Origin of the sequence: Pseudomonas sp. QE6, assembly GCF_041379005.1 — a bacterium.
Classification (GTDB): Bacteria; Pseudomonadota; Gammaproteobacteria; order Pseudomonadales; family Pseudomonadaceae; genus Pseudomonas.
Genome location: NZ_CP166873.1, coordinates 1,894,413 through 1,914,644, shown reverse-complemented (window position 1 = coordinate 1,914,644; position 20,232 = coordinate 1,894,413). Strand labels below are relative to the sequence as shown.

At 68.1% G+C, this 20,232-nt stretch carries 19 protein-coding genes; 7 read left to right on the top strand and 12 right to left on the bottom strand.

All coding sequences use genetic code 11. The features are described 5' to 3' along the window. Positions 1-385 precede the first annotated feature (385 nt). Complete coding sequence (locus tag ACAW63_RS08810) at positions 386-1,561, top strand: TIGR03862 family flavoprotein (RefSeq protein WP_371234619.1); 1,176 nt, start codon at positions 386-388, stop codon at positions 1,559-1,561. 59 nt (positions 1,562-1,620) lie between these two features. After that, a complete protein-coding gene (locus tag ACAW63_RS08805; RefSeq protein ID WP_371233079.1) occupies positions 1,621-2,226 on the top strand; it encodes a GNAT family N-acetyltransferase in 606 nt (201 codons plus the stop codon). Positions 2,227-2,646: 420 nt separating this feature from the next. On the opposite strand, the gene ACAW63_RS08800 is transcribed toward ACAW63_RS08805, so the two are convergent. From ACAW63_RS08800 to ACAW63_RS08760, 9 genes are all read right to left on the bottom strand, one after another. Further along, positions 2,647-4,119 carry an aldehyde dehydrogenase family protein gene (locus ACAW63_RS08800; RefSeq protein ID WP_371233078.1) on the bottom strand — a complete coding sequence of 491 codons (1,473 nt, stop codon included), beginning with the start codon at positions 4,117-4,119 and terminating at the stop codon, positions 2,647-2,649. A gap of 25 nt (positions 4,120-4,144) precedes the next feature. Continuing rightward, the gene (locus ACAW63_RS08795; RefSeq protein ID WP_371233077.1) at positions 4,145-4,963 is read right to left on the bottom strand and encodes an ABC transporter permease; all 819 of its coding nucleotides are present in this window, start codon (positions 4,961-4,963) and stop codon (positions 4,145-4,147) included. Between the two features lies 1 nt (position 4,964). After that, positions 4,965-5,876 carry an ABC transporter permease gene (locus ACAW63_RS08790; protein ID WP_371233075.1) on the bottom strand — a complete coding sequence of 304 codons (912 nt, stop codon included), beginning with the start codon at positions 5,874-5,876 and terminating at the stop codon, positions 4,965-4,967. Between the two features lie 120 nt (positions 5,877-5,996). Continuing rightward, positions 5,997-7,139: a PotD/PotF family extracellular solute-binding protein gene (locus tag ACAW63_RS08785; RefSeq protein ID WP_371233073.1), complete on the bottom strand. Its 1,143-nt coding sequence runs from the start codon at positions 7,137-7,139 to the stop codon at positions 5,997-5,999. A 54-nt stretch (positions 7,140-7,193) separates the two neighbouring features. Then, on the bottom strand, positions 7,194-8,309 hold the full coding sequence (locus ACAW63_RS08780) for an ABC transporter ATP-binding protein (protein WP_371233071.1): 1,116 nt from the start codon (positions 8,307-8,309) through the stop codon (positions 7,194-7,196). A gap of 334 nt (positions 8,310-8,643) precedes the next feature. After that, positions 8,644-9,462 (bottom strand): LuxR C-terminal-related transcriptional regulator, encoded by an 819-nt coding sequence (locus ACAW63_RS08775; RefSeq protein WP_331318432.1) that lies wholly within the window; start codon positions 9,460-9,462, stop codon positions 8,644-8,646. Between the two features lie 158 nt (positions 9,463-9,620). Then, on the bottom strand, positions 9,621-10,991 hold the full coding sequence (locus ACAW63_RS08770) for a DEAD/DEAH box helicase (RefSeq protein WP_371233069.1): 1,371 nt from the start codon (positions 10,989-10,991) through the stop codon (positions 9,621-9,623). A 50-nt stretch (positions 10,992-11,041) separates the two neighbouring features. Continuing rightward, positions 11,042-11,518, bottom strand: coding sequence for an NYN domain-containing protein (locus tag ACAW63_RS08765; RefSeq protein WP_371233068.1), 477 nt, complete (start codon positions 11,516-11,518; stop codon positions 11,042-11,044). A gap of 91 nt (positions 11,519-11,609) precedes the next feature. Next, positions 11,610-12,296 (bottom strand): DUF2076 domain-containing protein, encoded by a 687-nt coding sequence (locus ACAW63_RS08760; protein ID WP_371233067.1) that lies wholly within the window; start codon positions 12,294-12,296, stop codon positions 11,610-11,612. A gap of 143 nt (positions 12,297-12,439) precedes the next feature. On the opposite strand from ACAW63_RS08760, the gene ACAW63_RS08755 reads away from it, so the two are divergent. After that, positions 12,440-13,108 (top strand): YciC family protein, encoded by a 669-nt coding sequence (locus tag ACAW63_RS08755; RefSeq protein WP_331318525.1) that lies wholly within the window; start codon positions 12,440-12,442, stop codon positions 13,106-13,108. Positions 13,109-13,198: 90 nt separating this feature from the next. Then, a complete protein-coding gene (locus ACAW63_RS08750; protein ID WP_371233066.1) occupies positions 13,199-13,639 on the top strand; it encodes a VOC family protein in 441 nt (146 codons plus the stop codon). Positions 13,640-13,728: 89 nt separating this feature from the next. On the opposite strand, the gene ACAW63_RS08745 is transcribed toward ACAW63_RS08750, so the two are convergent. Further along, the gene (locus ACAW63_RS08745; RefSeq protein WP_371233064.1) at positions 13,729-14,565 is read right to left on the bottom strand and encodes an SDR family oxidoreductase; all 837 of its coding nucleotides are present in this window, start codon (positions 14,563-14,565) and stop codon (positions 13,729-13,731) included. 10 nt (positions 14,566-14,575) lie between these two features. Next, positions 14,576-14,815, bottom strand: a complete 240-nt coding sequence (locus ACAW63_RS08740) for a CDGSH iron-sulfur domain-containing protein (RefSeq protein WP_371233063.1) — start codon at positions 14,813-14,815, stop codon at positions 14,576-14,578. Between the two features lie 123 nt (positions 14,816-14,938). Between ACAW63_RS08740 and ACAW63_RS08735 the strand changes: the two genes are divergently transcribed. Further along, positions 14,939-16,021: an endonuclease/exonuclease/phosphatase family protein gene (locus tag ACAW63_RS08735; protein ID WP_371233062.1), complete on the top strand. Its 1,083-nt coding sequence runs from the start codon at positions 14,939-14,941 to the stop codon at positions 16,019-16,021. Between the two features lie 103 nt (positions 16,022-16,124). Continuing rightward, complete coding sequence (locus tag ACAW63_RS08730; protein ID WP_371233060.1) at positions 16,125-16,889, top strand: substrate-binding periplasmic protein; 765 nt, start codon at positions 16,125-16,127, stop codon at positions 16,887-16,889. 202 nt (positions 16,890-17,091) lie between these two features. On the opposite strand, the gene hrpB is transcribed toward ACAW63_RS08730, so the two are convergent. Beyond that, on the bottom strand, positions 17,092-19,623 hold the full coding sequence (gene hrpB / locus ACAW63_RS08725) for an ATP-dependent helicase HrpB (RefSeq protein ID WP_371233059.1): 2,532 nt from the start codon (positions 19,621-19,623) through the stop codon (positions 17,092-17,094). A gap of 191 nt (positions 19,624-19,814) precedes the next feature. Here hrpB and ACAW63_RS08720 point away from each other — a divergent pair, with 191 nt between their 5' ends. Continuing rightward, positions 19,815-20,231 (top strand): polyribonucleotide nucleotidyltransferase, encoded by a 417-nt coding sequence (locus ACAW63_RS08720; protein WP_275610092.1) that lies wholly within the window; start codon positions 19,815-19,817, stop codon positions 20,229-20,231. The last annotated feature ends 1 nt before the right edge of the window (position 20,232 follow it).

The window sequence follows — 20,232 nt, the reverse complement described above, 5'->3', positions numbered from 1 at the left end:
CAGGCCGGCATGCTGATGGATTCACAAAAGCGCCAGAACTAGGCGCCCTCCCGATCCCTTGTAGGAATTCTCGTAATCACCTCCAACTGAGAACCACGGAACGGCGAAGCGCGCCACTTCCATGGATGATCCGCTTCCCTCCACACGCCCGTGGTTGTCCACGGCAACTGTGGAGCAGCCTGTGGATAAGCTGCGGGAAAGCGCGTGCAGCGCCGATGCGCCCGGCATTCGGCGGCACTGGCTGGAAAATGTTCAGCCGCCGGGCGAGGCCGCTGCGCTAGAATTGCGCCCCGATCGCACCTTCCCGCCTGGCCACCGCATGACCCACACCCCAGCCCCCGCTCCCCGCACCGCAGCCATCATCGGCGGAGGCCCCGCCGGCCTCATGGCCGCCGAAGTCCTGGCCGGCGCCGGCGTGAAGGTCGAGCTGTTCGATGCCATGCCGTCGGTCGGGCGCAAGTTCCTGCTGGCCGGCGTGGGCGGCATGAACATCACCCATTCGGAGGCGCGCGAGCCTTTCCTCTCGCGCTACGGGAAACGCGCGCAAACCCTCGCGCCGCTGATCGATGCCTTCGACAACCAGGCGCTGTGCGCGTGGATTCACGGCCTGGGCATCGACACCTTCGTCGGCACCTCGGGCCGCGTCTTCCCCACCGACATGAAAGCCGCGCCGCTGCTGCGCGCCTGGCTCAAGCGCCTGCGCGACGCCGGCGTGGTTATCCACACCCGCCACCGCTGGCTGGGCTGGGCTGCCGAGGGCGCCCTGCTGCTCGACAGCCCGGAAGGCCAGCGAAGTGTCAGCGCCGACGTCGTCGTGCTCGCCCTGGGCGGCGGCAGCTGGCAGCGCCTGGGCTCTGACGGCGCCTGGGTACCGCTGCTGGCCGAGCGCGCTGTGGATATCTCGCCGCTGCGCCCGACCAACTGCGGCTTCGAGGTGGAAGGCTGGAGCGAGTTCTTCCGCGACAAGTTCGCCGGCGCGCCGGTCAAACCGGTAGCCATGTCCATCGCCGGCAGCGAACCCCGCCAGGGCGAATTCGTGGTCACCGCCGGCGGCATCGAAGGCAGCCTGGTCTATGCACTGTCCGCCGCGATCCGCGAGCGCATCGAACAGCACGGCCGCGCCACGGTGCATCTCGACCTGCTGCCCAACCGCAGCCAGGAGCAGGTGGCGAAGGCAGTAGCGCAGCCGCGCGGCTCCAAGTCCATGGCCAACCACCTGCGTGGCCGCCTCGGCCTGGACGGCGTGCGCGCCGGGCTGCTGCGGGAGTTGTCCACAGCCGCCGACTATGCCGATCCGCAGCGCCTGGCCACGCTGATCAAGGCCCTGCCGCTGACCGTGGTTCGCCCCCGTCCGCTGGACGAGGCCATCAGCAGCGCCGGTGGGGTGACCTTCGAGGCGCTGGACGAAAACCTGATGCTCAAGGCACTGCCGGGCGTGTTCTGCGCCGGCGAAATGCTCGACTGGGAGGCGCCCACCGGCGGCTACCTGCTCACCGCCTGCTTCGCCAGCGGCCGCGCCGCCGGGCTCGGCGCCCTGCGCTGGTTGCAGCAGGAAAACTGAGCACTGCACAACTGGAACGATAGTGCTAGATTGCAGACTCCCACCCAGGAGTCGCCTGCATGCCACTGACCTTCCGCCGTGCCTGCCCTGCCGACGTCGACGCCGCCATCCCGTTGATCTACAGCTCCGGCCCCGACGCCTTCGACTACGCCTTCGCCCGCCCCGGCCGCAACAGTGCCCAGGACTTCCTGCGCTACGCCTTCCTCCAGGGCGGCGGCCAGTTCGGCTGGCGACAGCATTGGGTCGGCGAGCGCGACGGTGACGTGGTGGCGGCGGGGACGGTGTTCGGCGGCGAGGTGAACCTGGGCTACATGCTCGCGGCGACACGGCAGATATTCGGCTACTTCGGGCTGGGCGCGCCGAAGGTGATAGTGCGGGGCCTGCAACTGGAACGGATCATCTGCCCGCCACCCCGCAAGACGCTTTACCTCGCGCACCTGGGCGTCTCCGCAGGCTTGCGTGGCGAAGGGCTGGGCAGCCAATTGATCGATCACTTCCTGCAATGCGGCCGCCACGCCGGCCTGCCGACGGCAGCGCTGGATGTGTCGGTGGCCAACCCCAGGGCCCAGGCGCTCTACGAACGCTTTGGCTTCAGCGTGCAGGTGGAGCGCATCTCGACACTGCCGGGCGTTGCCAGCCATCGCTATATGCAACGGCCGCTGTAACAGCCCTATAACAGCAGAGGAATCTCAGGCGCGCGCAGAGTCCCGTCAGGAGGCCGAGTGGAGGTATTGCGCAGAGGGGCGAGCGGCATGGATGCCGCGAGAGGCGTAAAGGGCCAGGGATGGCCCTTGTACGCCGACCCTCGGAGCGATACCGGAAGGAGGGAAGTCTGAGCGAAGCGAAGACCCGGATGCCGGGACGGGCCCTTTTGGTTCCTTTTGGGGCCCCAAAAGGGACTCGCCCGAGGGGGCGAAACAAGAAATATCCGAGCACACCGAAGCGGCGCAGAAACACCGAACAAGACGGCGGATAACGCCTCAGGCGTTATTCGCCCTACGTTCGTGACCAAGGTCGACCGCGAGCGAGCCGTGGCCAAGGTCAAACGGCGTATAACGCGGAGCGTTATACGCCCTACGCTCGCCCTATTTCAGGTACCACCCCCACGGCTGGCCGGAGACGTACTCGGTCACCTGCTTCACCTCCAGGTAGTTCTCCAGCCCCCACACGCCCAGCTCGCGGCCGATGCCGCTCTGCTTCATGCCACCCCAGGGCGCCTGGGTGAAAGTCGGTTGCGAACAGTTGACCCAGACGATCCCCGCACGCAGCCCGTCGGCCACCCGCGCGGCACGCTGCGGGTCGCCCGACATCACCGCCCCGGCCAGGCCGAAGCGGCTGTCGTTGGCCAGGCGCAGGGCCTCGGCTTCGGTCTTGAAGCGCTTCACGCAGAGCACCGGGCCGAAGATTTCCTCGCGCCAGATCAGCGCGTCCTCCGCCGGCTCGTCGAAGATCGCAGGTTCCATGAACCAGCCCTGCTCCAGCCCCGTCGGGCGCTTGCCGCCGGTAAGCAGCCGGGCGCCACCGGCGCGGCCCTTCTCGACGAAGCCCAGCACCTTCTCATGCTGCCCCTGGCTGACCAGCGGGCCGAGCAATACGCCCGGCTCCAGGCCATTACCGATGGTGATGGCGCGGGTCGCCTCCACCAGACGCTCGATCAGGCGCGGGGCGATGCCCTCCTGCACCAGCAGGCGCGAGGTGGCGCTGCACACCTGGCCCTGGTTCCAGAAGATGCCGAACAGAATCCACTCCACCGCCGCTTCGACATCGCTGTCGTCGAAGACGATGAAGGCCGACTTGCCGCCCAGCTCCAGGCTGACGTTCTTGATGTCCTGGGCGGCCGCCGACATGATCCGCGAGCCGGTCGGCACGCTGCCGGTGAAGGCCAGCTTGTCCACGCCCGGATGCTGGCTGAGCGGCCCGCCGGCTTCCGCGCCGAGGCCCGGCAGCACGTTGAGCACGCCCGCCGGCAGGCCCACGGCATCCGCCGCAGCGGCCAGCTCCAGTGCGCTCAGCGGCGTCAGCTCAGAGGGTTTGAGCACGCAGGTGGCGCCCGCCGCCAGGGCCGGGGCGACCTTCCACGAAGCCATCAACAGCGGGTAGTTCCAGGGAATGATCTGCCCGGCCACGCCCACCGGTTCCTGACGAATACGGCAGCGGAAGCGCTCGTCGGGCAGCGCCAGCACCTGGTCCTGGCGCTGGTCCAGCTCCCGCGCCAACTCGGCGTAGTAGCGGAAGCAGCCGATGGCGTCGGCCACGTCCCATTGCGCCTCGGGCAGCGGCTTGCCGTTGTCGCGCACCTCCAGTTCGGCCAGCGAGTCCTGGTTGCGTTCCAGTTCAGCGGCGAGCGCTTCCAGCCATTCGGCGCGCTCGGCGCCACGGCTCTGGCCCCAGCCGCGATTGAACGCCGTGCGGGCCGCACGTACCGCGTGGTCGATGTCTTCCTCGGTCGCCGCCGGCACTTCCTGCAGGGGCTGGCCGGTGGCGGGGTCGAAGCTGGTGAAGCGGCCGCCCAGGTCCGGCCTGACCCATTGCCCGTTGATGTAGAGCTGGTCGCGCATCCTCGAGTCTCCTTGAAGTCGGCCCTCAGGCGGCCTGAACGCCGGTGCGGCGGTTCTGCAGGTAGCGGGAGGTGAACAGCAGCGCCAGCGAGGCGCAGATGATCACCGTGGAGATGGCGTTGATCTCCGGCGTGATGCCCCGGCGGATCGACGAGAAGATGTAGATCGGCAGCGTGGTCTCGGAGCCGGCGACGAAGAAGGCGATGATGAAATCGTCGAAGCTGAAGGTGAACGCCAGCAGGAAGCCGGCGAGGATGGCCGGGGCGATCTGCGGCAGGGTCACCCGCCAGAAGGTGTCCAGCGGCGGCGCGTAGAGGTCGGCGGAGGCTTCCAGCAGCGACTTGTCCATGGCCTCGACGCGGGTGCGGACGATCACCATCACCAGCGCCATGGTGAACAGCGAGTGCGCCGCCACCACGGTGCCGAAGCCCATGTTGAGTTTCGGCAGGCCGATGTCCAGCAGCGCCAGCAGCGGGTTGAGCACGTCGAACAGGGTGATGAAGGCGATCAGCGTGGCGATGCCGATGACGATGCCCGGCACGATGATCGCGCAGTAGGTCAGTGCGTCGAACAGCAGGCGCACGCGCTTGCCGACCCGCTGCAGGCCGAACACCGCGAGGGTGCCGAACAGCGTGGCGATCAGCGCCGAGCAGGTGGCGATCATCGCGCTGTTGCCCAGCGCTTCCATGATGAACGGGTTGCCGAAGGCGCGGCCGAACCACTGCACCGAGCAGCACTGGAAGCTCAGGCCGCTGCGCCCGGCGTTGAAGGCGAAGAGCATGATCAGCGCGATGGGCGCGTAGAGGAACAGGTAGACCGAGGTGGAGTAACTGCGCAGCCACATGTCAGAGCACCCCGTCGTTGCGCGATCCGCCGAAGCGGGCCACGAGTTTCAGGTAGACGCCGATGATCGCCAGCATCATCGCCACCAGGGTCATCGCCACCGCGCTGCCGAACGCCCAGTTGCGCGATTGCAGGAACAGGTCGACCAGGGCGTTACCGACGAAGAACACCTTGCCGCCGCCGAGGATCGCCGGGATCAGGAACTCGCCCATGAGCAGGATGAACACCAGCATCACGCCGGTGATCACCCCCGGTGCGGACAGCGGCAGGGTGACCCGGCGGAAGGTTTCGAAGGCGCTGGCGCCGAGGTCGCCGGAAGCCTCCAGCAGGCGTTTGTCGAGCTTCTCCAGGGTCACGTAGATGGGGAACACCATCAGCGGCAGGTAGCCGTAGACGATGCCGATCAGCACCGCGTAGGGCGTGTTGATCAGGCGCACGTCGGCGATGCCGAAGGTCTCCAGCAGCGCCGGGATGCCGCGGCCGCTGAGCAGGAAGATCCAGGCGTAGGTGCGGATCAGGAAGCTGGTCCAGAACGGCACGATGACCAGCGTGAGCAGCAGCGACTTGTTGCGCCGCACCTTCACCGCGAGGAAGTAGGCCAGCGGATAGGCCGCCAGCAGGCACGCCAGGGTGCCCAGTGGCGCCAGGGTCAGGGTGTTCCAGAAGGCCTGGGCGCGGGAGCCGAGATTCAGGTAGTTCTCCAGCGTCAGGCCTCCACCGTAGCCGCCCACGGCGCTGCGTTCGCCGAAGCTGAAGACCAGGATGATCACCAGCGGCATCAGCAGCAGTAGCAGGAACCATAGTGTGGACGGCAGGAGCAGCAGGAGCGTGACGCGGCGGCCGAGGCTTTTCGCACGCAAGGCCGTGGGCGTCGCCCGGGTCTGCGGCAACGGGGCGCTGACAGCGATGTTCATGTTCGATTCCCTACGCATGGGGTTACGCAGTTCCCCTGTAGGAGCGGGCCTGCTCGCGAACGCGTTCCCCGGCGGATCAGAGGCGGGGCGGGTTCGCGAGCAAGCTCGCTCCTACAGTTCTCAAGCGGCCTTGAACCGCGCCATCAGTTCGGCGCGCGCCGGGCTGGTGAGAGTCGCCGCGGCGCCGAATTCCAGCGGCGCCAGACGCTCGGCCGCCGGGTACATGATCGGGTCGTCGAGCATCGACTGGGACAGCAGCGCATCGACGCGCTTGTCCCCGCTCGGGTAGCCGTGGGCGAGCACCTCCAGCTTGTTGTGCTGCGGGTCGAGCAGGTAGTTGATGAACGCGTAGGCGGCGTCCTTGTGCTCGGCGCCCTTGGGAATGGCGAAGAAGTCGCTCCAGATCTCGCCGCCTTCCTTGCCCAGCACGAAGGTCATGTCCGGGTTGTCGCGGTGCAGTTGCGAGGCGTCGCCGGTCCAGGCCATGGCCATCCAGGCGTCGCCATTACGCAGCGAAGGCTGGATGTCGGAGTTGATCGCGAACAGGTGCGGCTTGGCCTGGATCAGCAGCTTCTCGGCTTCCGCCAGCTCCTTCGGGTCGAGCGAGTTGAAGCTGTAGCCGTAGTACTTGAGTGCGTTGCCGATGGCGGTGAGCTGGTAGTCGTGGACGATGGTGCGGCCGGAGGCGCTGGTCAGCGTCAGGTCCCAGAACTGCTTCCAGGAATCCGGAGCGCCCTTGACCTTGCTGGCGTCGTAGACGATGCCGGTGGTGCCCCAGTTCTTCGGCACCGCGTAGACCTTGCCGTCCACCGTGCCCTGGGCCATGAAGCGCTCCTGGAAGGCCTTGGGATCGAAGTTGGGGATGCGCGAGAGGTCCAGCGGCTCGATCAGCCCGAGCTTCACGTAGGTGCTGATGGTGTAGTTGGTCGGCACGAAGACGTCCCAGCCGCTGCCGCCGGCCTGCAGCTTGGCGAGCATCTCCTCGTTGGAGCCGAACACGTTCATCTGCACCCGCGCGCCGGTGGCCTTGGCGAAGGCGTCGAAATTTTCCTGGCTGTGGTAGTTCGGCCAGGTGGCCAGGGCCAGGCGGTCGCCGATGGCGGTGCTCTCGCCGGCATAGGCCTTGCCGGTCAGCAGACCGGGGGTGTTGGCGGCGACCACCGCCATCGCCAGCCCGAGGCCGGTCTTGCCGAGAAAGTCTCGCCGCGTGATGGAGCCGTTTTCCCAGCTGCGCATCGTCTTGATGAAGCTTTTCTTGTCCATCGTCACTCCCCGCCTGTCTGCTGATTTTTTGTCGTTAGGATTGGATCGTTGAACTCACAGGGCCATGGCCAGGCCGCTGGCCTGGTTCCAGCCGACCTGCACCGGCGCGCCATGTTCGAAGCCACCGCCAGCACCACCGGCCTGGCGCGGCACGCGCACGCAGACGATGCCGAAGGCGTCGGTGCGCACGCGGTATTCGGTGAGGTTGCCCAGGTAGATGCGGTCCTCGACACGGCCCTTCAGGCGTACCTCGCGCGGCAGGTCCGAATCGGCGGCGGCTATGCCGACCAGTTCGGGGCGCACCGCGATGCAGCCCTCGGCCTGGGGCGCCAGCGAGGGGCCGGTGGGTGTCGGTGGGCTGCTCAACTCCAGGCCAGCCGAGGTGCTAAGCACCACACGCTCGCCCTCGAAGCGGCGCACGGTGCCGGAGAACAGGTTGGATTCGCCGATGAAGTCGGCCACGTAGCGGCTCGCCGGGGTTTCGTAGAGCGCTTCGGGGGTGGCGGTCTGGATGATCAGGCCGTCCTTCATGATGCTGATGCTGTCGCTCATCGACAGCGCCTCTTCCTGGTCGTGGGTAACCAGCACGAAGGTGATGCCGACCTCGCGCTGCAAGCGCAGCAGCTCGGACTGCATCTCCTTGCGCAACTTGCGATCCAGCGCAGCCAGTGGCTCATCGAGCAGCAGTACGGTGGGCTTGTTCACCAGCGCGCGAGCCAGCGCCACGCGCTGCTGCTGACCGCCGGAAAGCTCGTGCGGCTTGCGCGTGCCGAAGCCGGACAGGCGCACCATCTCCAGCGCCTCGTCGGCCATGCGGCGCTGCTGCGTGCGGTCCGGGCGCGGCGTGCGGTAGCGCAGGCCGTAGGCGATGTTCTCCGCCACCGTCAGGTGCGGGAACAGCGCGTAATGCTGGAACACCATGTTCACCGGGCGCTGGTGCGCCGGGACGCCGGCCACCGCCTTGCCGGCCAGCAGCACCTCGCCTTCGCTGGGCTGCTCGAAGCCGGCGATCATCCGCAGGGTGGTGGTCTTGCCGCAGCCGGAGCTGCCGAGGAAGGAATGGAAGGCGCCGCGCTTCACCCTGAAGCTCAGCCCGTTGACCGCCGGCACGCTGCCGTAGCGCTTGACCACGTTACGGAATTCGATATCGAAGTCCTGACCGCTTTCCATCACTGCGCTCCCACTTTGTTCTTGTTGGTGGTCACGCTAGCAATGGGGCTTTCGGGGTGTATATATCCCTCGGGGGATAGATGGCGGGATTGGAGCTCCCATGGCAGATCAAACGCCCCTCTCCGGACAGAGCGAGCTGTGACAACGGCACGGGATATCCCTGTAGGAGCGAGCTTGCTCGCGAACGGAATCCCCGGCCGCTCCAGTGTTGAGCGGTTCGCGAGCAAGCTCGCTCCTACAAAAGATAGCCGTCGGCAGCTCGGGCGCTGGCCCGCCACGAGCAACGCAGCCAGAGGCAACGGCGGATAACCGCGAACGGTTATTCACCCCACGGTCAGCCGACCGCGCGCATCCCGCCCGCCCCATCCCGCCCCGCCAGCTCGCGGATGAACAGCCCGAGCAACTCGGACTGGCTGCCAATGCCGAGCTTGGCGTATATGTTCTTGCGGTGGATCTTCACCGTGCCGGGGCTGATGTCCAGTTGCTCGGCCACCGAGGCGCTGGAGTGGCCGCGCAGCAGCAGCTGGACGATTTCCTGCTCGCGGGCGGTGAGCACCTGGGCGCCGAACTGGTCGAAGGCCTCACGGATCTGGTAGTCCAGGTCCTGCGCCGGGCGCGGTTGCGCACGCCGCAGCTCCCAGGCCTCGCGCACCACCTGCTCGACCACCGGGCGCGCGCACTCCAGCAACTGCATCTCGTCGCGGCTGTAGGCGGGGCTGGAGGTCTTGCGCATCAGCGAGAGCACCGCCGTGGCGCCGTCGGCCAGATCGACGAAGAAGGCGATCTCCTCGGTCAGGCCGGTCTGCTGGTAGTAGGTCTGGTAGTACTCGCCCAGATAGAAGTGGTCCGGTGCGAACTGGCGCAGGCGCCATAGCCCCGGCGCCTGGTTGCGGGTGCAGGCGAGGTAGAAGGGATCGAGCAGGTAGGGGCCGACCTGGTAGTCCTCGACATAGACATGGCGAACATCGGCCGGGAAGGTGTCGAACAGGTCCAGCGGCCGGTGGTTGCCTTCGTAGACGAAGAGCACGAAATTATCCACCGCGCAGACCTGTTGCAGCCACTGGCTGAGGCCGAGCAGACGCGGGCGACCGGGGGCCAGCGGGAGCAGGTGGGCGACTCCGCCGGTCCAGGCTTTGAGTTCCTTGTGGCGCATGGGCTGTCGTTCTTGTTGTGTGCGCGATGGGCACACTATAGGCGTTCGGGATTCCACACGGAAATGCAGCTTTTGCGCCACACCACCGAACGCCACGAATTTCCCGGACTCAGCCCCCTGCTTCGCACCGCGATGGAGCAGGCGCGCGCCTTATCGGCTCACGGGCGGCGACCGCCCTTGCCGCCACCCGCTTTCCCGCCCGGCGCCTTGCCACCGGCAGGCTTGCCGCCCAGCCCGAACCCCGGCGCCTTGCGCACCGCCTTGACCTGCGGCTTGTCATCCAGCAGCGAGCCCAGGTGCACCTTGCCCGGCTTGCCGTCCGGCACCTTGGGTTGCTTGGGCTTCTTCGGCTTCTTCAGCACCTGGCCGCCCGGCGCGGTGACCGGCACCCGGTGGTCGGGCTCGAAGCCGTCCTCGCCGCGGCGCTGAAGGGTCTGGCCGATCAGCGTCTCGATGGCCGCCAGTTGCTGTACTTCGTCAGCACAGACCAGCGAGATCGCCTGCCCCGTGGCGCCGGCGCGGCCAGTACGGCCGATGCGGTGCACGTAGTCCTCGGGGACGATGGGCAGGTCGAAGTTGACCACCAGCGGCATCTCCTCGATGTCCAGGCCGCGGGCGGCGACGTCGGTGGCGATCAGGAAGTCCACCTCGCCGGCCTTGAACCGCGCCAGGGCGCGCAGGCGCGCCGGCTGCGGCTTGTCGCCGTGGATCGAGTCGGCGCGTATGCCCTCCTGCTGCAACAGGCCGACCAGTTCGTCGACGCCCTTGCGGGTCTTGGCGAACACCAGCGCCTGGCGCCAACCCTGCTCGCGCAGCAGGTGCAGGAACAGCTCGGCCTTGCGCTTCTTGTCCACCGTGACCAGATGCTGCTTCACCGTCCTGGCCGCCGTGTTGCGCGGCGCCACGTCGATGGTCAGCGGGTCGCGCAGCAGATTGCGCGCCATCTGGCGGATGGCGTCGGAGAAGGTCGCGGAGAACAGCAGCGTCTGCCGGCGCTTGGGCAGCGCGGCGAAGACTTCATCCAGTTCGCGGGCGAAGCCCAGGTCGAGCATGCGGTCGGCTTCGTCCAGCACCAGGGCCTGGAGCTGGGTGAACTTCAGGGCGTTCTGCCGATAGAGGTCGAGCAGGCGGCCGGGAGTCGCCACCAGCACATCGACGCCCTTGCGCAGCTTCATCATCTGCGGGTTGATGCTGACCCCGCCGTAGGCCACGGCGGTGCGCAGCGGCACGTGCTGGCCGTAGGCGCGGAAGCTCTCGTGCACCTGCTCCGCCAGCTCGCGGGTCGGCACCAGCACCAGCGCGCGGATCGAGTTGGCCGCCACCTGCGGGCCTTCCTGCAACAGCTTCTGCAGCAGCGGCAGGGCGAAACCGGCGGTCTTGCCGGTGCCGGTCTGGGCGGCGGCCAGCAGGTCGCGGCCCTTGAGCACGGCGGGGATGGCCTGGGCCTGCACCGCCGTCGGGTTCTGGTAACCGAGCCCGTCGAGGGCGCGCAGGAGGGGATCGATCAGGCCGAGGGTGGCGAAGGTCATGGAGCGCTCGAAAAAAATGTTCGGAATGGGCGGCATTGTAGCCGCAAGGGTCAGGAACGCAGCAGCAGCGCGCCTTCGATGGGCACGTAGCGGCTGGCCGCGCGGATCAACGCCTGGGCGGTGAGGCCCGGCACGCCGTAGGCGGTGGCGTCGGTGCCGCCGGCACGAACGCGGTCGAGCAGCAGGTCGAAATCGCCGTCGCCGGAGGCCAGGACGATCTCGTCCACGTTCGGCGCGGCATCCAGGATGTCGATGGTGATGCCTACGTCCCAGTCGCCCTTGGCCGAGCCGTCGGCGCGCTGGATGTAGGGCTTGAGCTTCACGGTGAAGCCGAGCTTGCGCAGGATCTGCTGGAACTGCTGCTGGCGCGCGTCGCCCCGGTCGATGGCGTAGGCGTAGGCCTGGACGATGTTGCCCTGGGCGCGCAGCTCGGCCCACAGCGCGGCGTAGTTGAAGTGGCAGCCGTAGGCCTGACGCACGGTGTAGTAGAGGTTCTGCACGTCGGCGAACAGGGCGATGGTCTTCAACGGTGACTCCGGGACACGAACAGCGGGGGCGCATTATCGGCACAGTGCGCGGCCCCCGCCAGTCCCGGCGGGCGGGACAGTTCAGTCCCGATCAGCTGAACATGTCGCCGTCGTCGTCGAAGAAGCTGGTGTCGTCGCCATCGTTGTAGTTGTCGCCGTTGTCCGCGTAGCGATCGCCTTCGCCCAGCGAGTCATCGAAGTTCGACGGCTCCGGCTGCACCGGCGCCTGCTCCTGGATCACCTCGACGATTTCCTGCGGCAGGTTGTGGTGGAACATGCTGGTCAGCAGGTCCGCCACCATCACGCCGCCGGCCACGCCAGCCGCGGTCTGCAGCGCGCCGCGCAGGAAGCCGCCGCCCTGGGGCGCGGCCTGGGCAGGCTGGGCCGGGCGGAAGTCGTTGGGGTTGCTGGCGTAGCTGGCGCTGCCGCCGGGCTGGGAGAAACGCGTCTGCCCCCAGCCGTCGGGTCGCTGCTGGGTTTGCGCCGGCCGCGGCTCCTGGCTCTGGCCACCGCCGAACAGGCCGGCGAGGAAGCCGCCGCTGCTCGGACGACTCTCCTTCGCCTGGGCTTCCAGCTCCTTGACGCGCTGGTCCAGGCGCTTGATTGCCGCTTCCTGGATCAGCATCGCCTGGGCCATGTAATAGGGCGCCGCCGGCTGCTGCACCAGATGCCGGTTGATCTGTGCCTCGGCCTGGGCGTCGCGCGGCGCGGTCTGCGCCTCGGCGTCGCGCAGGCGGGCGAACAGACCGTCGATCAGGGATTGCTCTTCGGAATTCATGGCGGGCCTCGAGTGAGCGGGGTGTTGAACAGAAGATTGGATCGGGACGGCAAAAAACAAGTTCCGGTGACGGAAATGTCCTACCTTCAACTGAAGGTTTGCTTAAGTTAGAGTCGAGGCCCGTCGATCCGTCTCCCATGCCGATGAATCCCATCTCAGTCCTGCGCGACACCTGGTTCTTCTTCTCCCGTCACATCGGCAAGCTGCTACCGCTGTGCCTGCCGTGGATCATCGTGGAAACGCTGGTCCAGCAGCAGATCGACGTCAACGTCGACTCGCAGAACTTCGCGCCCTGGGGCATGGCCGCCGGGCTGGTGTTCTATCCGCTGTACACGGCCAGCCTGATCCTCTTCATGATCGATGCCGGCGAGGGGCGCGAGCGGGGCGTCCGCGAGCTGTGGAATGCGGCGCTGCGGTTGTGGCCGGCGTTCGCCCTGCTCTCGGCGCTGAGCTCGCTGCTGATCCTGGTGGGCCTGGCGCTCTACGTGCTGCCGGGGCTGTTCTTCATGGTCAAGATGACCTTCTCCGAATTCCTCCTGGTGCAGCGCGGCAACTCGCCCATCGACGCCATGCGCGAGAGTTTCCGCCTGACCACCGGGCACTTCTTCCTGCTGCTCACCACCACCCTGGTGATCCTTGCGCCGGTCTGGATGGCGGAGGGCTGGATCAGCCAGGTCGCCCAGGACTCGCCCGGCCTGGGCGTGCTGTTGCACTCGCTCAGCGGCTTCTTCCAGCTGCTGGTGACGGTGGCGGCCTACCGCATCTTCATCCTCGGCCCCGGACGCGAGGAAAACGAAGGGCGCGAGGCCTGAGGCCCGCAGCAATCGGCAACACTTCCCCACGGCGAACGGTTCGTTCGCCTTCTACGCTGGAGCCTCCCGCCTTTTGACTGGAGACGCCCCGTGAGCGACCAACCGAGCTATCCGCCCAGCTGCCTTTCGCACATTTCCATCGGCACCAACGACTACGCCCGCGCCAAGGCGTTCTACGACGCGGTGCTGCCCAGCCTGGGCTGCCGGATCATCATGGAGCACCCCGGCGCCGTGGCCTACGGCCGCGAATTTCCGGAATTCTGGGTACAGACACCGATCGACGGACGCCCCGCCAGCGTCGGCAACGGCACCCACTTCGGTTTCATCGCCAATACCCGCGAGGCGGTGGACGCCTTCTACCAGGCCGCGCTGGCCGCCGGCGCCACCGGTGACGGTGCACCCGGCCCGCGCCCGCTCTATGGCGAGCCCTACTACGGCTGCTTCATCCGCGACCTGGACGGGCACAAGATCGAGGCGGCGTTCTGGGACATGGAACTGGCGGGCAACGCCCACGACTCGCACGCGCACTGAACGGCTCTACCTGTAGGAGCGAGCTTGCTCGCGAACAGCGCCAACAGGCGCTCCAAAAGCTTCGCGAGCAAGCTCGCTCCTACAAAGAGCTAATGCCCCGGCTTGAGCCCCGACATCTTCGGCACCAGCAGCTTCTCGAACAGCTGCGGGAAGAACCTGGCCAGCACCCGCGCCCGCCAGTTGACGTTGGACAGCACCAGCAGCCGCTTGCGGCGCAGCGCGCCCTGGTAGATCGCCTCGGCCACGTCGCGCGGCGAGGCCACTTCGGCGCCCAGCACCAGCGCCGGCTGGCGGATCACCGAGCCGTCGCCCACCAGCGCGTTCTTGCGCAGGTCGGTGGCGGTGAAGCCCGGGCACGCCAGGGTGATCGCCACGCCCGTGCCGTCGAGTTCCATGCGCAGCGTGTCGAACAGCCCATGCAGCGCATGCTTGCTGGCGTTGTAGGCGCTGCGGTAGAGCAGCGGCGCGAAGCCGGTCAGCGAGCTGAGCACGACGATCTGCCCGCGCCGCGCCAGCAGGCTGGGCAACGCCGCCTGGGTGCAATGCAGCGCCCCATAGAAATTCACCGCCATGACCCGCTGGAACACCGCCAGGTCCGTGTCGGCGAACTGGCTGCGATGGGTGATGCCGGCGTTGTTCACCAGCACGTCGATGCCGCCGAAGCGCTCGATGGCCAGCGCCACGCAGCGGCGCACCGCTTCGGCATCGGCAATGTCGCAACGCAGCCCGAGGGCCTCGACGTTGTGATGCTCGCGCAGGTGCTGGACCAGGCTGTCCAGCGCCGCCTGGTCGAGGTCGAGGATCACCAGGTGCGAGCCGGCCTGGGCGAAGCGCAACGCCAGGGCGCGGCCGATCCCCGAGCAGCCGCCGGTGACCAGCACCACCTTGTGCCGATAGGCCTGGTGGGTGAAGAGTTTGCGCGGCATGCCAGTCTCCTCAGAGGGATGCGTGGGTCCCATCGCAGCACGGCGGCGTACGGGTGTGCTTGCAGCCGCAGAAGAACAGCAGCTCGTCCCGCGGCGCGTGGTACTTCAGCGGAAACAGGCCGGTGCCCTTGTGCGAGCCGTCGCAGAACGGCTGGCTGGCGCTCCGGCCGCAGCGGCACCAGAAATAGTCTTCGCCGGCGTGGACTTCCACCGCATAGGGTCCGCGCTGGGCGATCAGCGCCTCGGTCATGGGACGAACCTCCCGGCGCTCTCGCGCCTCAAGGTACAGAATGCCTGGCGGAGGAAACGCGCAGGTGAAATGCGCGGTCACAAACACTATCCTCTCGCACATCAAGGATAGTCCCTAGGCTGTATGAACCTCTCGCTGCCGCGCCGCATCCTGCTCCTGCTGCTCATCCTCCTGCTGCTCGCCGCGACCGCCGGCGCCTGGCTGCTGGCCTGGCGTCCCGCCGAGCGAGAGACTGTCGCCGCGCAATGCCGCGCACCGGCGCCGCAGCTGCAACCGGGGCAGATGCTCAAGGTGATGACCTGGAACGTCCAGTACCTGGCCGGCAAGCGCTACATCTTCTGGGACGACCTGCCCGACACCGTCGGCCCGGACGACAAGCCCAGCGCCGAGGACATCGCCTACAGCCTCGACGAGGTGGTGCGGGTGATCCGCGAGGAGGCGCCGGACATCGTGCTGCTGCAGGAGGTCGACGACGGTGCGACGGCCACCGGCAAGCAGGACCAGCAGGCGCTGATCGGCGACCGCCTGACCGACCTCTACCCCTGTTCCACCGCCGCCTTCGACTGGAAGGCGCGCTTCGATCCCAACCCCCACGTATTCGGCAGCGCCGGGCGCAAGCTGGTGACCTTCAGCCGCTTCCAGATCGCCGGCGGCGAGCGCATCGCCCTGCCGCAGCGCTCGTCGATCCCTCTGCTACGCCTGTTCGCCCCGCAACCCGCGCTGCTGCAAAGCGCGCTGCCGATCCGTGGCGGCGGCCAGCTCACGGTGATCAATACCCGCCTGGAACGCCCCAACGGCGACGACACCCCGCAGCGCCAGGTCGAAGTCCTGGAAGCCCACCTCAACGCCCTGCAGACCACCGGCAACCCCTGGCTGCTGGGCGGCGACCTCGGCCTGCTGCCGCTGGGCCAGTACCCTTACCTGCCCGAGGTGCTGCGCGCGCCCTACCGCGCCAACAGCGAGCTGAACCTGCTGGCGGCGCGCTACCCGGTGATCCCGGCGGTGCAGGAATCCAGCGGCGCCGAGCAGGCGCAGTGGTACACCCACTTCCCCAACGACCCGCGCGTGCACAACCCCGACCGCACCCTCGACTACCTGTTCTACAGCCCCCGCCTGAGCCGCCTCGACGCCAGCGTGCGGCGCAACGACACCCTGCGCATCTCCAACCACCTGCCGCTCAACGGGCGCTTCCTGCTGCCGCACTGAGTGTTGCCGCACGCCCGCGCCGGCCGGTGCTGGACAGCGCGCCGGCACCGACGCATGCTGCGCCAGCCGCGCACAATAACGACAAGCCCCACCGCAGGTAGCCATGCTTTTTCGCCGTATCGCCTGGCTGTTCGCCATGCTGTTCTGCCTACACGCCAGCGCCAGTGGCCTTCCGACCCTGGCCGACCGCCTGCCGCGCCCACTGCCGGTGCTGGACGTCGGCTACTACGAATTCCCGCCCTACACCTACACCGCCCCGGACGGCAGCACCCGCGGCAGCGGCGCCGACCTGGTCCGGCGCATCCTGCTCAAGGCCGGCTACCGCGCCAACTTCCGCTCGCTGCCCAGCGCGCGCCTGTACCTCGGCCTGCAGGACGGCAGCGTGCAGCTGTGGGCCGGCGCCCCTGGCAAGCCCGAACTGGTCGGTAGCACGCTGGAGTGCGAGCGCACGCTCGGCCACGTCGACCTCAACCTCTACCGCCTGCCATCACACGCCGCACCGCAGCTGCCACAGGGGCTGACCGGCAGCCGGATCATCCTGATCGGCGGCTACAGCTACTGGAAGCCGATCACCGACCTGCTGGACGACCCACACCTGAAACTGGAGCTGCACCGCACCAGCACCCATGCGGCGGCGCTGCAGATGCTCGAGCGTGGCCGCGGCGACTACCTCATCGACTATCAGGCGCCGGTGGAGCAGGCCCGCCGGGGGCTGAACATGGCGCCGCTGGCCTTCGACACCCTGTACAGCGTGCCGACCAAGCTGATCGTGTCCCGCCACGCGCCCGATGCCGAACGGCTGCGCGAACAACTGGACCACGCCTACGACGAGTTGCAGGCAGCGGGTTATGAGATGCAGTTGCCGTAGGGCGTACAACCGTTCGCGGTTGTACGCCGATTCACCTTGTCCCGAGGCTGGTGCCGGGGCTGAACTCGGAGAGCCCTGATATCAAGGTCAAACGGCGTATAACGTCGAACGTTATACGCCCTGGCTTGAACCGCATCATCCGTCGGCACGGACAGCTCCCTCCGGGAGAGGGCTGGGGTGAGGGCAACCCCGTGCGCCAATCTCACCCCTTGCGCGGCTTCGCCCTTGCCGTCGGCTCGGCGATCAGCGGATCGTCCGGCCAGTAATGCTTCGGATAGCGTCCCTTCAGGTCCTTCTTCACCTCGGCATAGGTGCTGCGCCAGAAGTTGGCCAGGTCCTGGGTCACCTGCACCGGTCGCTGCGCCGGCGACAGCAGGTGCAGCTTCACCGCCACCCGGCCATTGGCGATGCGCGGCGTGTCGGCCAGGCCGAACAGCTCCTGCAATCGCACCGCGAGCACCGGCGGGAATTCGGTGTAGTCCAGGCGGATGTTCGACCCGGACGGCACCTGCAAGGTTCGCGGCGCCAGCTCGTCAAGGCGCTGTGGCAGTGGCCAGGGCAATACGCTGTGAAGAATCCCGGCCAGTTCCAGGTTGGCGAAGTGCGCCAGCCGCGAAACCTTGCCCAAATACGGCAACAGCCAATCCTCCAGCGAGTCCAGTAGCACGGCATCGCTGACGTCCGGCCACTCGCTCTCGCCCTTGCCTTCCATATCCAGTCGACGCAGCAGCCCGACCCGCGCCTGCCACTGGCGCAGCTCCGGCGTCCACGGCAGCAGTTCCAGACCCTTGCGCCGTACCAGTCCGAGCAGCGCACGACTGCGGGCCTCCTCGTCAAGCGAGGGCAAGGCTTCGCTGGCCAGCACCAGCTCGCCGACCTTGCGCTGGCGCTCGGCCCGCAGCACGCCTTCGCGCTCGTCCCAGTCCAGTTCGTCGTGGACGCTGACCTGCTCCGCGAGAATCGACTCGAACAGCGCCGGCTCCAGCGCCGCCGCCAGATAGATGCGCTCCTCGCGCTGCCCCTGGCGGCTGCCCAGGTCGGCGATCACCAGCCAGGGCTCCTTCATCAGCGCGTCCGGCTCGCCGAACTGCGCGGCGCGGCCGTTGGCCAGGCGGTATTCGCCACCGCCGGCGCGGCGCTGGCGGGCAATGCGGTCCGGGTAGGCGAAGGCCAACAGGCCGCCGAGCCAACGGGGATGATCGGGATCGCTCACCGGCTCGCGGGCCGGGCCACGCAGGTAGCCCTTGAACTGCCGAGACAGCTGCCGCACCCGCTGCACCGCACCGCGACTGGCGCGCGGGGCATTCTGCTCGCCGGCCAGCAGGGCGATGCGGTGGTGCAGGTCGGCGTCGTTGCCGCGCAGGATGTCACGCTCGCCGAGCAGCGCGGCGAGATCGCAGGCCAGCGCGCCCAGCCCCAGCGCATGGCCGCGCAGCAGCAGATGGGCGATGCGCGGGTGCGCCGGCACCTCGGCCATGGCCTGGCCGTGGGGCGTCAGGCTGCCGCCACCGGCGCAGGAGGCGAGCGCGCCCAGGCGCTCCAGCAGGTCGAGCGCCTGGGCATAAGCGGCCGCCGGCGGCAGGTCGAGCCAGGCCAGCTCCTGCGGGGCGACACCCCAGCGCACCAGTTGCAGGGCCAATCCGGCGAGGTCGGCCTGGAGGATTTCCGCCGTGCCATAGGCCGGCAGTTGCTCGTGCTGGGCTTCGGACCACAGCCGGTAGCAGGCGCCCGGTTCCAGTCGCCCGGCCCGGCCGGCACGCTGGGTGGCGGAGGCGCGGGAGATACGCTGGGTATCCAGGCGGGTCATGCCGCTGCCCGGGTCGAAGCGCGGCACCCGCGCCAGCCCCGCGTCCACCACCACGCGCACGCCGTCGATGGTCAGGCTGGTCTCGGCGATGTTGGTCGCCAGCACCACCTTGCGTTTGCCCGCCGGCGCGGGCTCGATGGCGGCGCGCTGGGCGTCGAGATCGAGCTCGCCATGCAGGGGACAGATCAGAGTTTCCGGGCGACCGGCCAGCGCCTCGCCCAGTTGCTCGGCCACCCGGCGAATCTCCGCCTGGCCGGGCAGGAACACCAGCAGGCTGCCGCTCTCGTCGGCCAGCGCCTGCTGCACCGTCTGCACCACGCGCGGCTCGATGAACTCGCCGGCCTGCCAGGGACGGCCCCAGCGGATATCCACCGGGAACATGCGGCCCTCGCTGCGCACCACCGGCGCGTCGTCGAGCAACGCGGACAACCGCTCGCCTTCGAGCGTCGCGGACATCACCAGCACCTTCAGCGCCGGCTCGTCGCGCAGCAGTGCGCGGCCGTTGAGGGTCAGCGCCAGGGCCAGGTCCGCGTCGAGGCTGCGTTCGTGGAATTCGTCGAAGATCACCAGGCCGACGCCGTCCAGCGCCGGATCGTCCTGCAGGCGGCGGGCGAGGATGCCTTCGGTGACCACTTCGATGCGCGTCTTCGGGCCGACCTTGCTGTCGAGGCGGATACGGTAGCCGACGGTCTCGCCGACCTTCTCGCCCAGCTCGGCGGCCAGGCGCTCGGCGGCGGCGCGGGCGGCCAGGCGGCGCGGCTCCAGCATCAGGATCGACTGCCCGGCCAGCCACGGCTCATCGAGCAGCGCCAGCGGCACGCGGGTGGTCTTGCCCGCGCCGGGTGGCGCTTCCAGCACCACCTCGTGGCGCGCGGCCAGTGCCTGGCGCAGCTCGGGGAGGACGCTGTCGATGGGAAGGGCGTTCATGCCGGCTCCTGATTCAAGCTTTCACGGTGCGGTAACCCGGCTGACGCGGGGGCCGGCGATTATACCGGGCGAACCGCAAGGTCGACTCGACAGTCTTAGAAGCAACGGGCCCGCCACAGCGTGCGAATCCACCAGCAATGGCCATGGGCTCGTTGATATAGTTATTCGCATCATCCTCCCGGAGGTTCTCCATGCGTCTCGCCACCCGTGTGTCCTGCGCGGTTCTTTGCGCCACCCTGTTCAGTCAGCTGACGGCCTGCGGCACCCTGTTCTACCCCGATCGCCGCGGCCAGATCGACGGTCGTGTCGACCCGGCCATCGTCGCCTTCGACGCCATCGGTCTGTTGTTCTACATCATCCCGGGCCTGATCGCCTTCGGCGTAGACTTCGCTACCGGCGCCATCTACCTGCCCGATGCCAAGTACTCGGTCGCGCCGGAAAAGCTCAAGGATGCCGTGAGTGAAGACGGCACCGTCGACAAGGCTAAACTCAAGGCGATCCTCGAGCGTGAAACCGGCCGCAGCCTGCCCCTGGACGACCCGCGTCTGATCCAGCGCAGCGGCAGCCTCCAACAACTCGCCAGCCTGGGTCTGCACCCGGAGGCCTGAT